Genomic DNA, 19,278 nt, shown 5'->3' on the forward strand with positions numbered 1-19,278 from the left:
AACCCCTCCCCCAAACGCGATATCCACCACGGTCCACTGCATTGGGTCTTTCCATTGTTTGAAAACCTTCGGTGTGATATTTTCTTCCAGTTGAATTAGTTCCTTCTGAATACTAATTAGAAGAGGCCTCTTCGCCCTTTGCCCCGTTCCACGCTTAAAATGTGGGTATACCGGGACAAACGTTCGTTGCACAACACGCTCGAAGCGCGGCGGCCCGACTTGCTCTTGGGGCAGTCCTGCGCTTCCCAATCAGCTGCTCCCCCTCCCGAGCACGTCTCTCACCCCCGCTGCTTCTCCCGGATCAGCACCCGCCACCGGTGCAGCATCCGGCGGAGACCGGCCGTCCCGACGGGCGCCGGGTAGGGGAGGGGGATCGCCGCCCCGTCCGGGTCGACGGTGAGATCGAGGGCTTCGGCGCACTCGGTGCAGATGGCCACCGCACCCGGATCGCCCCTGAGCATGGGGTGGGGGGACTGGAAGCACACCCGGCTCCCGGCGATATCGTCGAACCGGGAGAGCATCGCCGCCTGGTGGGCTCGTTCCTCCTCGACGGCGGCGGTGGCGTCGATGCCGCATATCCGGCCGACCTCTTCGAGGAACAGGCACGTCCCGGTAAGGCCCGCCGGGAACGAGTCGACGCAGGGCGTGCCGAGCCTCCGATCGAGGTCTTCGCCGACCGGCCGGAGCGCCGGTTCCCGGAGGATGTTCACGGCGGCCGAGCTGAGCCGTCCGATATCCCGGGTCTCGATCCCGCGCACGAACCTGAGGTTGATCGTTATGCCGAGCCGGGAGAGAAGGCGCTCGATCTCGGTTGCGTTCTCGTCGGCACCGTACTCAAGGTTCTTCTCGCCGACCAGGTTTGCCGACAGGGTCGTTTCGGTTGCCGGCCGGGCAAGCGATGCGACGGAAGAGAGGGCGTTTCTCACTCCCGTCTCGAAGACCCCCCCGAGGAACCCGGCGGTCGGCACGGGGATCACCGGGACACCCCGGTCTTTCGCGCAGATCGCCGCGACGTCGTCTCCGATCGTCTCGACGATGCAGGTCGAAAGGACGAAGACGGAGGCGGGCGCGAGCGAGACCGCCCGTGCCAGGCTCTCCTCCAGCGCGTCTTCGCCCCCGAAGATGATGCCGTTCTCTGTTAACCGGGTGGAGAGAAGACGGGGCACCTCGAGCCGGTCGTTTGAGAGATGAGTGGCGTGCAGGAGAGAGAAGTTGTGGTGCGTGCATCCCGCCGGGCCGTGGATGATGGAGATGGCGTCCCGTACCTCTGTCGTCACCGAGAGCGCCCCGGTCAGGGTGCACCCCTCATACCTGGACGAATTCAAGGGCGAAGGATTCGAGTTCATCCATCTCGAGGGGTGTGGGGATGCTCGTCGTCTCGTTTCCGTAGACCGTGCGGGCGAGTTCCTGGTAGACCGCTGCCTGGTCGGATTCGGGGGCGTACTCGACGACCGTCTGCTTCTGCAGTTCTGCGATCTGCACCACCCGGTCGCGGGGGATGTAGGCGATGAGCCGGGAGTTGATCCGGCGGGCGAACTCCTCCACGAGTTCCTGCTCGCCCTCGATGTTCTTTGCGTTGCAGATGACGCCCCCAAGCGTGCACCTGCTCCGCACCCGGCGCGAGAGCCGCGCAATGGCTTTTGCGATGTTGTTTGCCGCGTAGATGGACATCAACTCGCCGGAGGTGACCAGGTAGACCTCCTGCGCGTATCCCTCGCGCATCGGCATTGCAAATCCCCCGCAGACGACGTCACCGAGGACGTCGTAGACGATCACGTCGCCTTTGAGGGCGTCAAGGCGTTCGAGGAGCTGGAACGTCGCGATGATCCCCCGGCCGGCGCACCCGATCCCGGGCTCGGGCCCTCCGGCCTCCACGCAGCGCACGCCACGAAAGCCCCGATAGACCACGTCGTCGGCGGTGATAGTCTCGTCTCCGCGCTCCCGGATGAGGTCCAGGACGGTCGGGATCCAGGTCCCGTGCATCAGCATGCGGGTGCTGTCGTGCTTCGGATCGCAGCCGATCTGCAGGATATCGAGTCCTTCTCCCGCGAGTGCTGCCGACAGGTTCGCTGCAGTGGTGGATTTCCCGATTCCCCCCTTCCCGTAGAGGGCGATCTGTTTCATTGCAGCTACTATGCGCTTGCATGGGTAATTAGGTGTCGGATGCTGTTCCTGTAGGGGGTATATTTACCCTTTTCGCCCTTATGGCCGCCTGCTCTGGATGGTTCTTCACCCAAACCGTTCATCCTCATGAACTTTTTTGATATTCTAGCATTTATAATTCTTTTTTTAAAATAAGAAAGGTATATAATGAACAGTTTGAAACTCATTGTTACGCAGAGGGAAACGAGTTATGGACCCACGATTCCGATCAAGGTTGGTTGCGGCGACAATCCTCATTGCCGTCGTCTGTTCGGTCTTCTCGGTGAGCCCGGTTGCTGGTTTCCGTCTGGAGAACAGGGATGGAAGCGGCACCGAAGCGGCGCTGGCGGAGGCCCTGGTGTTGCAGCAGAGCACTAAAATCAGAGAAGCGTTTATGGAGAACCTCACCGTCTACATCGACAGCAAGAGCGAAGTGTTCAAGCGGGAGGGTGCGTCCGGGGACGTGAGCGGGGTCTACGTCCCCGAGGAGAACGCTGTCTACATCCGGTCGGACAGGGATCCGGCCCGAGCCGACGAGGTCTTTGTCCAGCAGGTGGGCTACCGCGTCTACCACACGATGGGGTTTGACGAGAGTAAGGCGTTTGCGGCGCTTGCCGAAGACCCGGGCACCTTCCTGGCCCGGATCACCCCGCCTGCCGGTGAGGAGAGAGAGGCGGCGATCTTCGCTGAGGCGTTCATGCTCTACCACACCTCCCCCGAGGTCCTGGAGAAGTATGCCCCGGAGGTTCACGCCTACGTGAACCTGCTCGTCAAGGACGGCGGGGACGGGGCGGCGGTGGACGACCTGTACGCCAACAATCAGCTGGAGTAACCGGCTGATTCTTTTTTTTGCGATCCGGGGGATCCGGGTCGGTTGACCTGAGGCGAACGTCGTTCTTCGATGCTCGTGTGCTGGACGCTGCGGTTGTTTCACGTTTCGGACATTCTGTTTCTTCCAGCTCCTGCCCTCGCAACGAACTGCTCAATTGACCCCTCAATCCGATCTCTTGAAGAGCCCCATGAAGAGCATGATCACCGGAATGATCTCGAGACGCCCGATCCACATGATCAGGATGAAGAGGCCCTTTGCCGGAGCGTCCATGTCGGGCGAGACGAACCCCGTGGATATGCCGTTGTTGCACATCGCAGTGGCGACCTCGAAGATCACGTTGCTCGAATCAAACGACGTCGGCTGCAGGTGCATCACCAGTATCGTGGCGACGAAGATGATCAGGAAGTAGAGCATGATGATCAGCATGTTCCGCGAGATCTCCAGGTCGGCGATGTTCTTCGGGATCACCCTGCCGTCGTACTTGAACGGCACGAGCACCTTTCCGGAGACGAACATCCGCCGGAACCACCAGACCAGGCTCTGGAACCCGAGGACAACCCGGGAGAGTTTGATACCGCCGGCGGTGCTACCCGACGACCCGCCGATCACGATCAGCATCGCGAGGAAGAGGACGGTCACGCTTGCCCATTCGTTCGGGGAGGCGACCTGGAACCCGGTACTGGTGACTGCTGCGGTAGCCATGAAGAGCGACTGGCGGACGGCCGTGGGGAGATCGGTTGCGGTGAGTGTGACGAGATCCCATGCTATCACGAAGATCCCGAGCGCGATGAGCATGAAGAGGAGACGCGCCTGCTGGTCTTCGAAGAACCGCACGCCTTTCTGGCGGTAGAGGAGATAGTAGAGTTTGAACGGCAGGGCGCCGGCGATCATGACCGGGATGATGAGGACTTCGAGCAGCGGGTTGTTGTAGAACGGGATCCCTCCTGAGTGGACGGTGAACCCGCCGGTGGCGATGGCGACGAGAGCGATGTTTACCGCGTCCCAGACGGGCACTCCCGAGAGCAGGATGATGCCGATCGAGGCGGCGGTCAGCACCAGGTAGATCTTCCACATCTCGAACCCCGTCGCGACGACGCTCGGCATCAACGCTTCCGAACGGCCTTCCGACCGGTAGAGACGGAACTGGGTCAGCCCGGTTCTTGAGGCCATCGCGACGGTGAAGGCGATGATCCCGATACCGCCGAGCCACTGCATCAGCGACCGCCAGAAGAGAAGCGTCCGGGGCAGGTCGTCGACCGACCGCATCACCGTCAGGCCCGTGTCCGTCCATCCGGACATTGCCTCGAAGACGGCGTCGAGGTACGGGACGCCGAGCCCGAGGCAGAACGGGAGGGCGCTCACCAGCGCGATGGCGAGCCAGATCAGGGCGACCGCCATGAGGGCGGCGGATAGGGGTGCCTCGCGATCCTCGCGGGGCACCTGGAGAAGAAACATCCCGAGGATAAAGAGGACGACCGGGACGGAGGCCATGGGCAGGATCATCTCCCACTCCCCATAGATCACCGCCACGACAAGAGGCAGCGCCGTGGCGACGCTCATGTACTTGAAGATGCTGCCGATGTCCTGTGCGATGATCGAGAACTGCTCGATCCTATCCATCGTTACACGTTCTCCGGGTGCTCTTATCTACTTTCTCCTGTGCGGCCGTTCGCCTATCGGGCTCTCAAGAAGTTCAGAATCACCTGCGGCCGCATTCGCACCCGTTGTTTCCGGTCACCGTCTCTCCGGTCTCGGTCACTCCCGGCGCGCTCTCGATGAAGATGCGCCGGTTGATGATCCGCCAGGCAAGGACGAGCTGGGCCATATCGCTGGCCGTCAGGTAGTCGCTGTCCTGGCTGAGATCGATCGGCTCTACCTGCGTCTGAATCTCGATGTTGTGCTCCAGTCTTCTCGCGACGGCATCGTTCAGTTCCCCGTCGAACGTGAGCGCCCCCATCGCCTTCCCCCCGACATCCTCGATGGTGAACTCGACCATGAAGTCGCGCTCGGAGAGCGAGAGGAGCCCGAAGAGGTCGATGGAGAGGTCGACGTCCCCGATGCTCTGCTCAAGCCTGTTCTGGCAGAGGGTGACGTGATAGACGTTGCGCTCCTCGCTCACGTCCCTGCCGTACTTCGAGAAGGCGATCCGGATGACCGCATCGGCAAACAGGCACTGCGGCGCGACGTACTGTTCGTAATCGGGTTTGCGCTCCTCCATCTCCTGGAGGACGGCCTCGGTGGCGTAGCCTCGCCGTTCCACGTCGCGTTTGATCTTCCAGGCGCGCTTGACGTCGGGGTCCGGGTCGACGTAGAGTTTGAAGTCGATCAGGTCGCGGAGTTTCCCGGTGATGAACGGGTGCAGCCCTTCAAGGATCAGGATCTTCGTGGGGCTGAAGGGCACCGGCGGATCGAACTGCCCGTTGTCATGGTTGTAGACCGGTTTCTCGATCGCCCGCCCCGCCTTCAGTTCGGCGAGGTGTTCCTCTAAGAGGTCGAACCGGTTCGCCTCGGGGGCGAGCGGGGTTATCCCGAGATCCTTGCGTTCCTGGCGGTCGTATTTGTGGTAATCGTCGATGGTGATGGTGGAGACGAGTTCGTCCCCGAAGATCTCGCGGATCGCCCGGGTGAAGGTGGTCTTCCCGGACCCGCTGTCTCCCGCGACGCCGATGATGAAGACGTAGGGCGACTCGGCAATGACTCTCTTGAAGTTGGACGGGGGCATGATGCAACTCGAAGGTTGGTCGGTATCTGAGCGTGTTAAGATTTCGGTGCAGGCCGACCCGGCGGGGAACGGGGCGGCAACCGTGAAAAAAGGGTGGGGTGCCTAGGAGGGGAGGATCCCCGCCTCCTGGTGCTTCTTGGCGATCTCGTCGGCGAGCCGGTCGAGCGCCGCGAAGTCCTCCTCCTTCGGGTGGCCTTTGACGTAAACCGGGTCGAGGAACTCGACCCTGAGCCGGCCGAGCATCTCCACGATGGTATCGACCGTCTTGCCGCCCCAGCCGTATGACCCGATCACCGTCGCGTAGCGGGCCTTCGGGCGGAGGAGGTTTGCGAGGTAGGTGGCGTAGACCGCCTGCGGGTGCGGGCCGAAGATGACCGTCGGCGCCCCGATCACGACCGTCGCCGCGTCCACGAGCGCTTTTGCGAGTTCGCCGGTGTCGGTCTTCGGGAGGTTGAACGGCTGAACCTCGATGCCGCGCGCCATCAGGGCGTCCATGAAGTGCTTGACCATGGTCTCGGTGCTTCCGTGCATGGAGACGTACGGGAGCACCACGGTGTTCGTCACGTCGTCCCCCGTCCAGTCCCGGTAAGCCTCGACGATCAACGCCGGGTTGTCGTAGATCGGGCCGTGGCTCGGTGCGATCAGGTCGATATCGCGCATCGCGAGTTTTGCAAGGTGCGCCTTGATGCTTGAGCGGAACGGCATCATGATCTCGGCGTAGTAGCGTTTCGCGGACTCATAGATCACGCCCTCGTCGGGGACGTAGAGGGAACTCGTTGCGTAGTGCGAACCGAAGAGGTCGCAGGGGAAGAGGATCCGGTCTTCTTTGAGGTAGGTCAGCATCGTCTCCGGCCAGTGGACCCAGGGGGCGATGATGAACTCGAACGTCCTCCCCCCGAGGTCGAGCATATCGCCGTCGCCGATGACGACGAACCGGTCTTCGGGGACGTGGAGGAGGTCGACCAGGAAGTCGCGGCACTTCTGGTTCGTCACCACCTGAGCGTCCCCGAACCTCTCAAGCATCGCCGGCAACGAGCCAGAGTGATCCTGCTCGGCGTGGCTGGAGACGATGTAGTCGATCGAATCAACCCCGAGACTCTCCAGGTTCCCCACGAGCTCTGCGGTCTTCATCGGGTCGACGGTGTCGATCAGCGCCGTCTTCTCGCTGCCCTGCACCAGGTAACTGTTATAGGTGGTGCCGTCGGGAAGCGGGATCAGTTCGTCGAAGAGCCGGCGGTCCCAGTCGATTGCGCCGACGGCAAAGACGCCCGGCACGATCTCGCGTGCGGCCATTACTCCTTCGCCTCCGTCGGTTCTGTTCCGGCTGCCACACAGGTTATCAAGGTATCCGACATGCTTGCGCCTCCTAGGTTATCGACCGTCCCGGCGAAGCCCTGCTGCGCCGGTCGGCAAGCGTCTCTCCGGCGCGAACGGTGATAACGGTTTCGCTCTATTTCGTGGAGGAAGAAAGGGTGGTCTGCCCTTCCCATCTTCTTACCTCGTTTGCAAACAGGTGGGCCTGCCGCGTCGGTTCCGGGAGCCGGTAGCCCCGTGCGGTCGCGAGGACGAGGTCGACCGCCTGCGAGAGATCGATCCGGTGGCCCACCGAGACGTAGACGGGTTTCACCCGCTTTCTCGTCCGCACCGCCATCCCGATCGTCTCGCCGTCGCGGAGTATCGGGGCGGTCGATCCCCTGCCTACCGCGGGCTCGGCCGCTGTTCCCACAAGAAGGCTCTTTGCGACCCCGACGGCGGGCCGGTCCAGGAGGACGCCCATGTGACTCGCGATACCGAGCCCCCGGGGGTGGGCGATCCCCTGGCCGTCGAAGAAGATGACCTCCGGCTCTGACTGCAGCCTCCGGAACGCCTCGACGAGGGCGGGGCCTTCCCGGAAGGTCAGGAGGCCGGGGATGTAGGGGAACGGTGTCACGGCGGCGGCGGAGACCCGTTCGACGACGGTGAGATCGGGGTAACTGAGGGCGACGACGACCGCGTGGATGACGTCTTCGCCCTTCACGTAGGAGGCGTCGGCACCGGCCACGAGGGAGACCTCCCCGATATCACCGGCGAGACGGACCCGGGCCCGGAGCGTCTCCTGGAGGCGGATCGCTTCGGCCGGCGTCAGATCGAAGGGGTGAGTCTCTCTGATCTCCATGGCGGTCTCCCGGTATACGGGGGTAAGTGGTGTTGTGACCTGCTATTATATGCTTGGGGCGTACGGCACTCCATGGCAACGCCCCATAAACTGCAGAGTTCCCCCGGGGTGGCGGGGCATTTTTATACGTGGAGGAGGTTACGGCCCGGCGGAGCGATCTTAGGAGCGTGGACGGTATGGCACGATGGGTCTGCAGTGTCTGTGATTACGAGTATGTTGAGGAAGCGGGAGACCCGGCAGCCGGTATCCCGCCGGGTACACCGTTTGAGGACATCCCCGCCGACTGGCGGTGTCCCCGCTGTAGCGTGGGAAAGGAAGCGTTCGTGCGGGCCGGCGAAGAAGAGGTGGAGACGAATGACGAAGACTACCTCTGAAGGGGGCGGCACGACCGTGGCCGACGTGCTGGTCTCGGAACTCGCGGCCTGGGGGATCACCCTCTACTTCGGCATCCCCGGCTCATCGTCGCTCCCGCTCGTGGACGCGATCAGGAGGAACCCTGACGCACGCTACATCGTCGTCCGGCACGAGCAGACCGCGGCGCTGGCGGCGTCCGCGTACAACAAGTTCACGGGGAAGATCGCCGTCTGCCTGACCATCGCCGGGCCGGGAGCGACGAACCTCGCCACCGGCCTGTATGACGCTAAAGAGGATCGGGCGAGCGTGCTCTCCCTGAACGGGCAGGTGCAGGCGCAGTACGCCGGCCCCGGCGGCATCCAGGAGATCGATCAGGACGCGTTCTTCCGCCCGATCGCGGTCTTCAACAACACCGTCGCCGACCCGTCGACGGCGGTCAAACTCCTCACACGGGCGCTCCGCTACGCGATCGTCGCCCGCGGCGTCGCCCAACTCTCTGTCCCGAACGATATCCAGAGGGAACCGCTCGAGCCTGCCTACTGCGAACGCGAGACCTGCCTCTCGACGGTCACGGCGGTCCCGACCGACGAGGCCGTCCAGGCGGCGGCGGACGCGATCGACGGCGCAATGCGGCCGGTCATCCTCGCGGGCTTCGGCGCCATGCGTGCGGCGGGAGCAGTCCTCGAGCTTGCGGAGACGATCCGGGCGCCGATCGTCACCACCTTCAGGGCGAAGGGCATCCTCCCCGACGAGAACGAGTGGGTTGCCGGGGTGCACGGGCCGCTCGGGACGCCCCACGCCCGCACACTTATTGCAGAGTCCGACCTCGTGATCGCCTGCGGGGCGAGTTTCTCCGACTTCACCGGGATCCCCGGCGAGAAGCGGGCCGTCCACATCGATATCGACCCGCTCCAGCTCGGCAAACACCCGCTCGCGGCAGGGGTCTATGGCGACTGTGCCGTTGCCGTACCGATGATCCGGGAGCGGGTCAGGCCGCGGGAGGATACGGAGGTCAGGGCGTGGCTTGCCGGACAGAAGCAGGAATGGCTCAACCAGCTCGACCGGGAGGCCGACCCGGAGGCGGTTCCCATCCGCCCGCCCTACATCATGAAAGTCCTCTCCGAGACCCTTCCGGAGGACGCGGTCATCTCCCTCGACGTCGGGGAGAACCAGTGGTGGTTCGGGAGGAGTTTCCGGATGAAGCGGCAGCGGTTCGCAATGTCGGGATACCTCGGGACGATGGGGTTCGGGCTCCCCGGGGCGATTGCGGCGAAACTGGCCTACCCCGATGCGACCGTCGTCTGCATCACCGGTGACGGGGGTTTCTCCATGGTCATGGCCGATTTCGTCACGGCGGTCAGGAACGATCTTCCCATCGTCGTCGTGGTCTTGAACAACCACGAACTTGCGATGATCCGGGAGGAGCAGCGGGAGGCGAACTATCCACCCTACGGCGTCGAACTCACGAACCCCGACTTCGCGGCGTATGCGGAGGCCTGCGGCGGCGCCGGGATACGGGTGGCCCGGCCACAGGATCTCGCGGATGCCGTTCTCCGGGCGTTGCGGATGGATAAGCCCGTCGTGGTCGATATCGAGACCGATCCGGTGCGGTTCGGGTAGGGTCTTTCTCCCCGATCCCCGGCGAGCGCCGGTGGGACACGTCACGCCGTTCACCCGAAATCTATAAGTATCCTGCAACTGTATGAAAGGCCGAGGGTAGATGTGAACATCCCGGTCATGGCCGCGCAGCCTGCGAGGCCTGTGCCGGGCAAGCGCGGATCTCCGGATGTCGATCCGGGTGGGAGCATGGGTATGTCGTTCTTCGCTCCACGCTAAAGGGTCCCGAGAGCCCGTTAATCGTACGGGTTTTTGGGGTAAACTTGCGGCGAACCGGATCCGCTCCGGTTCACCGTTCTTCTTGTGGCCGCCCGTCGGCCGAATGTTTTGCCGTTCCAAAAGAGTGGTGGGGTTGCATCATTCGCAGCAGACGTAGTCGTAGAGGAACGCGGCGAGCACCGCACCGACGATGGGGCCGATGATGTAGATCGGGAAGAACTCCCAGAGGTTCTGGCCGGCAAGCAACCAGTCCCCGAGGAACGGGCCGAACGTACGGGCGGGGTTCAGCGACGCGCCGGTCAGGTTCCCGATCGTTGTGATGATCCCCGCGACCGCGAGACCCACCACAAGCCCGGCAAAGCCCGGCGTGGCCCGTTCGTCCACGGCAGCGCCCATGATGACGAGCATCAGGAGGAACGTCCCGACCGCTTCGATGACGATCGCCTGCAGGTAGCCGATACCGGGGAACGGTGTCGTCGCTCCAAGCCCCCCGATGACTACGGCGTCCGGGCCGACGGCCCAGGCGAAGAGCAGGCTCGCTGCCGCGGCACCGACGAGCTGGGCGGCGATGTACGGAACGACGTCGCGGCCGGGGAGCCGGCGGGTTGCAAAGAGGGCTATCGTCACTGCTGGATTGATGTGGCAGCCCGATATCCGCCCGAAAGCGTAGATTGACCCGGCGATGGCGATACCGAAGGCAAGCCCTATCGCGAGCCAGTCGCCGAGGCCACCGAGCGCCCCGATCCCTATGTTGAAGGAGGTCGCCGGGGTCGTCCCCGCGGCGAGCATCAGCGTGACGACCGCGGCGCCGGCACCGAAGAAGACGAGAATGAACGTCCCGACGGCTTCGGCGACGCATCGTTTTCCAAGAGATGTGGTCATAGTTTCACCAGTACGTAAGATACTCCTTTTTTAATGAACCTTAGCCCAAAAAAGGGGCTGGGTGTGTTGCTACTTCTCATACAGGGCTTTATAGCAAGCGGGACAGAGTATCCGCGGCAGCGGAGCCTTCACACGCTTGCTGGGGAGCGGGTAGCCGCCTTCCCAGACGTCGACATCCTTTCGGATCGCGTGCTCCATGCAGAGCCCCATCCCGCAGACGATGCAGATCGCCACCGCCTCGCTATCCTTCCCCTCGAGGGCGCAGTAGTAGCACTTCATGATCGCTCCTTTTATACCGCCTCTCTCCACTGGCAATACTGGTGACGCATGTCGACCAGGCACGCCGAGGCACAGTTCTTGCAGGCCCGCACCGGGGCCGCCGCCGTCTCCTTCTCGAGAGCGATGATGTTCGTCATCATCGTCGCCGTCACCGGCTCGCTCGTCAGGAGGCACGGGTAGTCGGCAAGACTCATCAGGGCGGCGAACCGGACGGATATCGCACAGGCCGGGTAGGCGTACCACTGTGGGTTCATCAGCACCTCGTTTGCGTGGATGGGCGAGAGGTCGACGGGGTACTTGCCGACCATGGGGACCAGTGTCTCACCGGAGCCGTTCCGCATCCGCTGTGCCTTGTCGAGGATCTTCCACCCGCGGTAGATCATGTCCATGAAGTCGCAGTTGTGGAGTTCCGCCGCCGCGCCCCGGGACGGGTAGAGCTGGACGTAATTGTGGAACCGCCTTGTGAGCAGGTCGACGATCATGGGGGCGTTGAACCCGTCGAGCTGGAGGAGGTACTCGGTCGCGGCGGCAGACGACCCGGTCGCGACCGAGAGGACGTCCCAGTAACTCTTGTAAGAGTCGAGCGATTTCCGGAGCGATGACTCCATCACGTCGGTGACCGCCTCGATCGTCGCCATGACAACGTCGTCCTTGCACATGTTGAAGGTCGACTGCGCGATGTGGTGCGCGACGTCGCCGACGCTGTAGGCGGGAACCGTCAGGATGTTCGCGTAATGGACGCCGTCGTCGACGGCGGCGCGAACCGTCGGCTCCATCCGCCGCCGGTACTCGCTCATGTACTTCCGCGGGTCGAACGACGACATCCCGGCCCCATCCATCAGTTCCGCCTGGGCCTCCATCGGGTCGCGGTAGATCCTCTGCATGATCCCGACCTCTTTCGCCGTCGCCTCGCCGGGGGTGGCGCCCTCCTCGAGGGCGTGGGCGAAGGTGTCTCCGAACCCGTAGGAGGTGTTCATCCCCCACGATTTGGCAGCAAGGATCGCCCGCTTGTGCTCGACCGGTATATCGGTCTTCTGGAGCACCCGGTTCACCACGTTGCTCGTGCTGCCCGGGATCAGCGCGAAGTCTACGACGCAGGTGGGGCCGTAGAACCCGCCGTAGCGGCGCACCGCTTCAAGGCCGATCCTGGCCTCCGCGGCGGCGATCGCCTCCGTGAAGGCGTCGACGCTCTTTGCGAACGCTCCGTCCTGACTTTTGAGAATATCGAGCACCGCGGGGGTCTGGTAGTGTTCGACGAAGGGATCGTCTTCCGGCCGGACGGTCTTCGTGAGGCTTTGCAGGACCTCGGCATGCGAGACGACCGAGTTCTTGTGTAGATCGATGACCGCCTGGCTCTGGTCGCCGATCGCGGTCATCCCCCGGACGGCATCGACGTAGGGTTTCGTGTCCGTAAGGACGAATTTCTGGCCGCGTTTTGTTTTTAACGTCTCCACGTCCGCCCGCTGGGCGGTCATGGCCTCGTTGATCATCTTCTCGTAGAGTTCTCTCATATCAATCACCTGTATGGTTCCTGCCGCCCGGTTCTTCGGACAGCATGTTCAAGAAAGCGATTCTTACGGCGGTCCCTGCGGAACCTCCGGATCATGCGGAGCTACTCTGAGCGATGGAGAATGCGGATGGTTTGGCTATGGCGGCCCGGGAAAGGGCCCGGAGAGCATGGATGACGGCGATCGGGGATACGATACCTGTTGTCCGGCTCGTGCACCCTCCATCATGCCTTGAAATCCCGGTAAGGAGTCTTCAATTGGCCTGATAGGGCGTCCTCACATATATCTCTTGTGTCGTTCGCCGGCCCCCGTATTCAGGGGAAAAGAGGGGTTTTCTGGCCCGTCGGCCCACTCACGCCGGCTCGTTACCTTCGAGCGCTCGCCGTTTCGGCGGTCAGAACCAGGCATCCAGCGTCTTCTGCGTCGCCTTCACCGAGACCTTGGCGAGAGCGCTCCTGACCCGCTCTTCGGAGAAGTCGTAACGGCCGGAGAGCATCTCCACGACGCCCTCGACGTCCGGCGTCCTCCACTCGAGGGTGTAGTCGTCGGTGACCGGCGGGTCGAGGAAGAAGTCCCGGACCGGAGCGGGGTCGAAGTCGGGCTGCTTCTCGGCAATCACGGACTCGAACTCGCCGTTCCGCACGATCTTCAGGGCCGTCTTGCCGCCGACGCCCCGGATCCCCGGGTTGAAGTCCGTGCCCACCAGGATACCGATCTCGACGAGTTGCTCTCTCGTGACGCCGAGACGGTCGAGGAGGGAGGAGAGGACGATCCGTTCGGGATTCACCGTGATCGTCCTCCCCCTGGTCTTTCGCCGGCCGCTGACGGTGAGGTTACGCACCAGCACCGGGGAGCCGAAGAGGAGCGAGTCGTAGTCCTGAGAGACCGCGTAGGTGACCGATCCCCCGTGCACCATGTGGGCCGCCTGCGCTTCGCCCTCGCTCGGCGCCTGCACCCAGGGGATGCCGAGCAGGTCGAGGAGCTCGCGGGACGACGCGATGGTGTGGCTGTCGATACGGGCGGACGCGCTCGCCTGCTTGTAGGCCTCTTCCATATCGCCCTCCCGGAGCGCTGTCTTCCAGGCTTCGTCGGCCCGGGCGCGATGTTCGCGTCGCTCGTTGATCGTCTCCTTCTTGAACTCCGGCGGTTTCCCGTCGAAGACAAAGACCGGCCGGATGCCTTTCTCCAGGAAGTTCACCGTGCGAAAGAGGATCCCGGAGAGGTGCGAGGTGATCCTGCCCGCACCGTTCATCAGCGGGGTGCCGTCCGGCTGCCGGATGATGGAAAGGAACTGGTAGAGCGCGTTATGGGCGTCCAGTGCGGCAATGCCGGATAGATCGTTCCACGTCAACGTCTCTTTACTGTCTGCCAGGATGTCTCGGATAGCAACGCCCATGCTTACCTAGTCATGAGAGGGGGAGATGCCATTAAGATGGCGATCCTGTTCACCGGTACATCCGCCGGGAGAGCCCGTCGACGATCTCCTCGATGTGGCTGACGGTGTTGTCGTATCTGGCGGTCATCGTCTTTCCCATCTCCTCCATGTTCACGCGCATGGTGCGCTCCCGCTGCACGACGCTCTGCTCGAGGCTCACGATCTTTATGCCGAGTGAGATGAGCAGTCCTCCCAGGGAGAGCATCATGAACGTCGCAGCAACCGCTATGACGAGGTCCTGCCAGAACCGCATCACCAGCACGACGGTGGAGACCACCATCACGATGGTGAGAACAATATCGCCAATGAGTTCGCGAATCTCCATAATTTAAAGTGATGAGGATGCATTAATTAACCTACCTATAATGAGTGGAGTTTTGTGATGCAGATACGCGACTGGCTGCCTCTTCTTGGAATGCCCCTGATGCTCCTGTTCGTCCAGATCATCGCCATCGTCCTCGTCATGCCTATGCAGGCTGCGGGGCTCGTTGCGTTTGAAGATCCTGAATCGGTAGCGAATCCCCTGATATTTATCGGGATGCTGCTTGCCTTCACGTTGGTTCTGCTCTTCCTGCTCCGGACGGGGGGTCGGCGGTTCATCGCCGCGTTCATCGGGTTTGCCCTCTTCATGACGTTCATCTACATATTCGGTGCGCTCTCCCTCCTCGCGCTCGGGCCCACCACCGCCGCCGCGGCCGGAACGCTCATCGGTGCCGTTGCAGCGACTGCGCTCCTCTACCTCTACCCGGAGTGGTACGTCATCGATATCCTCGGCGTGCTGATATCCGCCGGGGTTGCGTCCATCTTCGGGATATCCCTCGCCGTCCTGCCGGTGATCGTGCTGCTGGTGCTGCTCGCGATCTACGACGCCATATCGGTCTACCGGACAAAACACATGATCACCCTCGCCGAAGGCGTCCTGGAGACGAAGGCACCCATCATGGTCGTGGTCCCGAAAAGAGCGGACTACTCGTTCAGAAAAGAGGGGCTCAACATCAGTGAGGGGGAGGAGCGCGGCGCGTTCGTCATGGGCATGGGCGACCTCATCATGCCCTCGATCCTTGTCGCGTCGTCGCACGTCTTTGTGGACGCGCCCGCGCTCCTCTGGGTTCTCTCCGCCCCGACGCTCGGCGCGATGGCGGGAGCGCTTGCAGGTCTCGCGGTGCTCCTCTACATTGTCAACAAGGGCAACCCCCAGGCGGGGCTCCCGCCGTTAAACGGCGGGGCTATTCTTGGGTTTCTGGTTGGGGCGGCTCTCGCAGGCTCGTTCTCGTGGCTTCCTTTCTGAACGCGAGCAGGAGGTCCAGCACCGCCTCCACCCCCTCTCCGGTGAGGGTGGACATCTCCGGGTAACCCTCGATCCCCTGGATATCCGCCTTGTTTGCGACCGTTACCACTGGCACGTCGACGAGCCGGTGTACCTCCTCAAGGAGCCGGTTCTGGTCGTCGAGCGAGTAGCCGCAGTGTTCGCTTGCGTCCAGGATGAAGAGAACGACATCGGCCGTATTGATGATGGCGCTGACCGCCTGCCGCTCGATGGGGTTCCTCTCGTCCGCCGGGCGCTCAAGAACCCCGGGTGTGTCGATGAACTGGATCCGGTCGCGCTTGCCGATCTCGCGGTGGCCGACGACGATCCCCTTGGTGGTGAATGGATATGCGGCGATCTCGGGTTCCGCCGTGGAGACAAGCCGGATAAATGAGGATTTCCCGACGTTCGGGAATCCCGCAACCACCACGGTGAAGTCGTCGTCGTTCACGTGCGGGAGTTTCCGCAGGATGTTCCGGGCCTCGTTTAAGTATACGAGATCGTCTTCCACCTGGTGAACGATGGAGGCTATGCGGGCGACGGCCTGCCGCCGTTTTGAGGGTGTGTCTACTCCGGATCGCATGCTGCGGGCGTAACCGGAGCCGATGACCCAGGCCTGGTCGGCCGCCCAGTTGACGGCGCCGAGGGATCGTTTCAACCGGTCGAGCGAGACGAGGATGTCGGTCGCCTCCTGGTAAAAGGGCGAGAGGCGCTCGAAACTCGGAAACGAGCTGACCACACTCTTTAATTTGTCGTGGATGGCTTTCGCGACCGCTCTCACGAACTCCTCGTTCGCGGTATCGACGTTGGTCTTCAGCTTCTTTTTAGCTGCCGCCCTGCGAAGACTGCGGTCGAGCACTTCGTCCGCCGTCGGAACGGTCGGGATGGTTTCGAATTCCACTGTACACACAACCTAATGTATTTAAACAACATATAATGACTGATAATTATGGAGCTCTCTCCGATTCAGAAGGACATCCTGATAACTTTGATTACCCTATACCATCAGTCTTCCCACTCTATAAAAGGTGAGGAGATCGCGGAGGTGCTGAAACGCAACCCCGGCACCGTCCGCAACCAGATGCAGGCGTTGAAAGCTCTTGGGCTGGTCGACGGCGTTCCCGGCCCGAAAGGAGGATACAGCCCGACCGCAGGTGCGTACAGGGAGCTGAATCTCGGGGATCTCGAGCACCAGTCCGAGGTGCCGATCCTCCGTGACGGCGAGAAGGTGAAGGGCGTCCGCGTCAGGGAGCTCGGGTTCACCACCCTCTGCCACCCCGACCTCTGCCAGGCGATGGTCAGGATCATCGGGAGCGTGAAACTCTTCCGCGTCGGGGATATGGTCTCGATCGGGCCCACGCCGGTGAACAAACTCCTTGTCCGCGGCGAGGTCTTCGGGATGGACGAGAACCTGCAGGCGCTGCTTATCAGCGTCTCGGAGATGATATCCCTCCCCAAACAGCCCATCAAGCACTATATGAGCACCCCGGTCCTGACCCTGCCGCTCATCGCCACCCTCCGCGATGCCGTGCACCTCTTCAATACCCATCATATCCACGGCGCGCCGGTGCTGAAGGACGACGGCGCCCTCGCGGGCATCATAACGCTGAGCGATCTCGCCCGCGGCCTGGATGCGGGTCTGACGCTGGATGCGCCCGTCGTGGAGGTCATGACGGCCGATGTGGTGGAGGCTCCGTCGTCGATCCGGCTCTACGAGCTCGTGGGCCGGTTCAAGGAACGGGAGATCGGGAGGTTGATTGTGGTCGAGGACGGCAAGCCTGTCGGGATCGTTACCCAGACCGATATTATTCGGGTCTTTCCCTCACTTTGATCCCCTCCCCGTTCGAAATTTCGTGCTTCAACCCCTCTGGAGACGGATAAGTATTTATATGAGAATACCTATGGTGCTTCTGTTAAACGAGTTCTGTGTGTGAGTGCATTTCACAGAACTCAATGAAAAGGGGGAAATGGATCATGACTGATATACCACTGGCACCTGTTGGCAGAATTGTAAAGAAGTCCGGCGCGGAGCGTGTGAGCTCCGATGCCAATGAAGAACTGGCAAAATTGATGGAGCAGTACGCCTCAAAGATCGCGAAAGAGGCGATCAAGCTGGCGGGCCACGCGGGCAGGAAGACGGTCAAGGCAACCGATGTCCGGATGGCGGCCGAGACCGTGAAGTAACCCTAAAAATCTCTTTTTCTCCAGGCTATACTTGTACCTCCGGGAAGACCGTACTGACGCCGGTTGGGTGTGGGCGATCGGGTATGCAACTCTCCGGTGAAGGAGGTCTCTGCATTGTGGTTTCTCCCGCTGCGGGCAGCGGCGGTGCATGCACATCCGGCAATAATTTGGAACGCTCTTTTCCGTGATTTTATAGACTTTAGAAGATTTAAATAGTACAAACGTCCCACGGTTCTGTATGAGCAAAACTTTCTGCCGCTCCCTTGCCAGGAAGAAAGTGATGAGTAACGATGGCATGCTCATCGGGACCATCAAGAATATTATTGTCGACCTCAACACGGGGCAGGTTGCCGACCTGCTCGTCAAACCGGACGAGACGTTCAAGACCGACGGCTACAGGACGGACGGGGACAAGATGCTCGTGCCGTTTGAGTCGGTGAAAGATATAAAAGATTACGTCGTCGTCGACCGTTACCTGCTGAAGAGATAGGGATAATACTTTTTCTGACCACACCTGGGTGCGGTAACGATACTGGTTTGGATACCTACGGGTTTCCAGGCCCGTCAAAGGTTCATGACACCGCCCGCATCGATACTCGCACCGGGACGGTGAGCATGACGATTCTGTCCTGAGCCCGGGGATCGGGCTCTGGCTTGTGTATCGGCGGAGAATGACCCGGCCTCGCACGATGGATCGGGCGCGGTCAGGGTTGCAGGCCCTGGTCGCGCCACACTTTTTGGAGAAATGACGACAGGGCAGCCCTGTACATCAGGACTCAACTCCCCTGTATCGCGCGTGATTGATCAGTCTGCGTAGCGAATCGCTCCTCATTCGGGTTCGGCGATTGCTTGCAAACATATATATCCGCAAGCATGTATTCGGAGTAAAATATATACGTGGCTGAATTTGTGGGGATGCGAGTCAAATGGGGTTATAATCATGAAACAATCCGAAATCGTCGCTGGAATCGTTCTCGCCCTCGCTCTGGCTGTAGGCGTTGTTTACGCCACTGGCGGGTTTGAAACAGGGGAGTTGAACGATTCGACGGAAATGAATTCTGTTATCGTGAAAGACGCGGTCGTCTCGCGGACTATTGATAATACGACGAATGCGACCGAGAATAAGACCGTTGGGACCCCGGGTGAACCGGGACCGGGGATCGTGAATACAATTATCGGGATGTTTTCAAATGTGGTTGAAACAAGCAGTTCTGGCGGTTCGGTACGGTCTTCGTCATCATCTGGAGGAAGTAGCAGTAGTAGCAGTTCTTCCGGAGGGACAACGGTTACTCCAACGGCAACGGAGACACCCTGCCCGACGACCGAGCCAACAACGGCCTCGACGGTGAAGGTGACCGCAACCCCGACTACGAATGAGACGGCGACTCCCACCCCAACTACGAGCCCAACACCCACCGCGACCATGACACCCGTTCCTACGGCGACCACGGAGCCTGCACCGGATTCTACACCAACGGTATCCCCAACGATTGACCCGACACCGACGCCAACGCCGACAACGGAGGTTACTATCGAGACCTGGACGGGAACGGCGGGCGTTCCCCGCACCTATTATTACATCGTTGACCATGCTACGCAAACAACAAGTGTTATCGTTGAATCGGAGTTTCCCCCGGAATTAG

General features: G+C 61.7%; 20 protein-coding genes. 7 read left to right on the forward strand and 13 right to left on the reverse strand.

The window, feature by feature from the left end:
- Positions 1 to 278 precede the first annotated feature (278 nt).
- Entirely contained in the window at positions 279 to 1,325 is a 1,047-nt protein-coding gene (locus tag FGW20_RS00815) for a nitrogenase component 1 (RefSeq protein ID WP_301676208.1), read from the reverse strand.
- Entirely contained in the window at positions 1,306 to 2,124 is an 819-nt protein-coding gene (gene cfbC / locus FGW20_RS00820) for a Ni-sirohydrochlorin a,c-diamide reductive cyclase ATP-dependent reductase subunit (protein ID WP_301676209.1), read from the reverse strand. Before cfbC ends, FGW20_RS00815 begins: the two co-directional genes overlap by 20 nt.
- Positions 2,125 to 2,353: 229 nt before the next feature.
- Between cfbC and FGW20_RS00825 the strand changes: the two genes are divergently transcribed.
- A complete protein-coding gene (locus FGW20_RS00825) occupies positions 2,354 to 2,974 on the forward strand; it encodes a hypothetical protein (protein ID WP_301676210.1) in 621 nt (206 codons plus the stop codon).
- Between the two features lie 162 nt (positions 2,975 to 3,136).
- Here FGW20_RS00825 and FGW20_RS00830 read toward each other — a convergent pair whose 3' ends face one another.
- From FGW20_RS00830 to nfi, 4 genes are all read right to left on the reverse strand, one after another.
- Positions 3,137 to 4,594, reverse strand: coding sequence for a TrkH family potassium uptake protein (locus FGW20_RS00830; protein ID WP_301676211.1), 1,458 nt, complete (start codon positions 4,592 to 4,594; stop codon positions 3,137 to 3,139).
- A 79-nt stretch (positions 4,595 to 4,673) separates the two neighbouring features.
- Positions 4,674 to 5,696: a phosphoribulokinase gene (locus FGW20_RS00835; protein WP_301676212.1), complete on the reverse strand. Its 1,023-nt coding sequence runs from the start codon at positions 5,694 to 5,696 to the stop codon at positions 4,674 to 4,676.
- A 102-nt stretch (positions 5,697 to 5,798) separates the two neighbouring features.
- On the reverse strand, positions 5,799 to 6,989 hold the full coding sequence (locus FGW20_RS00840) for an FprA family A-type flavoprotein (RefSeq protein WP_301676213.1): 1,191 nt from the start codon (positions 6,987 to 6,989) through the stop codon (positions 5,799 to 5,801).
- A gap of 157 nt (positions 6,990 to 7,146) precedes the next feature.
- On the reverse strand, positions 7,147 to 7,851 hold the full coding sequence (gene nfi, locus FGW20_RS00845) for a deoxyribonuclease V (RefSeq protein ID WP_301676214.1): 705 nt from the start codon (positions 7,849 to 7,851) through the stop codon (positions 7,147 to 7,149).
- A 128-nt stretch (positions 7,852 to 7,979) separates the two neighbouring features.
- Between nfi and FGW20_RS00850 the strand changes: the two genes are divergently transcribed.
- The gene (locus tag FGW20_RS00850) at positions 7,980 to 8,225 is read left to right on the forward strand and encodes a rubredoxin (protein ID WP_301676215.1); all 246 of its coding nucleotides are present in this window, start codon (positions 7,980 to 7,982) and stop codon (positions 8,223 to 8,225) included.
- Positions 8,206 to 9,825, forward strand: a complete 1,620-nt coding sequence (locus FGW20_RS00855; RefSeq protein WP_301676216.1) for a thiamine pyrophosphate-binding protein — start codon at positions 8,206 to 8,208, stop codon at positions 9,823 to 9,825. The genes FGW20_RS00850 and FGW20_RS00855 overlap by 20 nt, the downstream gene beginning before the upstream one ends.
- 354 nt (positions 9,826 to 10,179) lie before the next feature.
- Here the strand turns inward: FGW20_RS00855 and FGW20_RS00860 are convergent, their stop codons facing one another.
- The 5 genes from FGW20_RS00860 to FGW20_RS00880 all read right to left on the reverse strand — a co-directional run bounded on the left by FGW20_RS00860 (position 10,180) and on the right by FGW20_RS00880 (position 14,470).
- A complete protein-coding gene (locus FGW20_RS00860; protein ID WP_301676217.1) occupies positions 10,180 to 10,923 on the reverse strand; it encodes an MIP/aquaporin family protein in 744 nt (247 codons plus the stop codon).
- Positions 10,924 to 10,992: 69 nt separating this feature from the next.
- The gene (locus FGW20_RS00865) at positions 10,993 to 11,202 is read right to left on the reverse strand and encodes a DUF2180 family protein (RefSeq protein WP_301676218.1); all 210 of its coding nucleotides are present in this window, start codon (positions 11,200 to 11,202) and stop codon (positions 10,993 to 10,995) included.
- 11 nt (positions 11,203 to 11,213) lie between these two features.
- Positions 11,214 to 12,713 (reverse strand): DUF2193 domain-containing protein, encoded by a 1,500-nt coding sequence (locus FGW20_RS00870; RefSeq protein ID WP_301676220.1) that lies wholly within the window; start codon positions 12,711 to 12,713, stop codon positions 11,214 to 11,216.
- A 391-nt stretch (positions 12,714 to 13,104) separates the two neighbouring features.
- Entirely contained in the window at positions 13,105 to 14,106 is a 1,002-nt protein-coding gene (gene fen / locus FGW20_RS00875; RefSeq protein WP_301676221.1) for a flap endonuclease-1, read from the reverse strand.
- A 49-nt stretch (positions 14,107 to 14,155) separates the two neighbouring features.
- Positions 14,156 to 14,470 (reverse strand): hypothetical protein, encoded by a 315-nt coding sequence (locus FGW20_RS00880; RefSeq protein WP_048113340.1) that lies wholly within the window; start codon positions 14,468 to 14,470, stop codon positions 14,156 to 14,158.
- A gap of 57 nt (positions 14,471 to 14,527) precedes the next feature.
- On the opposite strand from FGW20_RS00880, the gene FGW20_RS00885 reads away from it, so the two are divergent.
- On the forward strand, positions 14,528 to 15,433 hold the full coding sequence (locus FGW20_RS00885; RefSeq protein ID WP_301676222.1) for a presenilin family intramembrane aspartyl protease PSH: 906 nt from the start codon (positions 14,528 to 14,530) through the stop codon (positions 15,431 to 15,433).
- On the opposite strand, the gene FGW20_RS00890 is transcribed toward FGW20_RS00885, so the two are convergent.
- Positions 15,372 to 16,352, reverse strand: coding sequence for an NOG1 family protein (locus tag FGW20_RS00890; RefSeq protein WP_301676223.1), 981 nt, complete (start codon positions 16,350 to 16,352; stop codon positions 15,372 to 15,374). The genes FGW20_RS00885 and FGW20_RS00890 overlap by 62 nt on opposite strands.
- Positions 16,353 to 16,400: 48 nt before the next feature.
- Between FGW20_RS00890 and FGW20_RS00895 the strand changes: the two genes are divergently transcribed.
- The 3 genes from FGW20_RS00895 to FGW20_RS00905 all read left to right on the forward strand — a co-directional run bounded on the left by FGW20_RS00895 (position 16,401) and on the right by FGW20_RS00905 (position 18,125).
- Entirely contained in the window at positions 16,401 to 17,282 is an 882-nt protein-coding gene (locus FGW20_RS00895) for a CBS domain-containing protein (protein ID WP_301676224.1), read from the forward strand.
- A gap of 143 nt (positions 17,283 to 17,425) precedes the next feature.
- Positions 17,426 to 17,635: a histone family protein gene (locus FGW20_RS00900; RefSeq protein WP_301676225.1), complete on the forward strand. Its 210-nt coding sequence runs from the start codon at positions 17,426 to 17,428 to the stop codon at positions 17,633 to 17,635.
- 238 nt (positions 17,636 to 17,873) lie between these two features.
- Entirely contained in the window at positions 17,874 to 18,125 is a 252-nt protein-coding gene (locus tag FGW20_RS00905; protein ID WP_048113333.1) for a PRC-barrel domain-containing protein, read from the forward strand.
- 512 nt (positions 18,126 to 18,637) lie between these two features.
- Here FGW20_RS00905 and FGW20_RS00910 read toward each other — a convergent pair.
- Positions 18,638 to 19,204 (reverse strand): hypothetical protein, encoded by a 567-nt coding sequence (locus tag FGW20_RS00910; RefSeq protein WP_301676226.1) that lies wholly within the window; start codon positions 19,202 to 19,204, stop codon positions 18,638 to 18,640.
- Between the last annotated feature and the right edge of the window lie 74 nt (positions 19,205 to 19,278).

It is taken from the genome of Methanoculleus methanifontis (genome assembly GCF_030464365.1).
Lineage (GTDB): Archaea > Halobacteriota > Methanomicrobia > Methanomicrobiales > Methanoculleaceae > Methanoculleus > Methanoculleus methanifontis.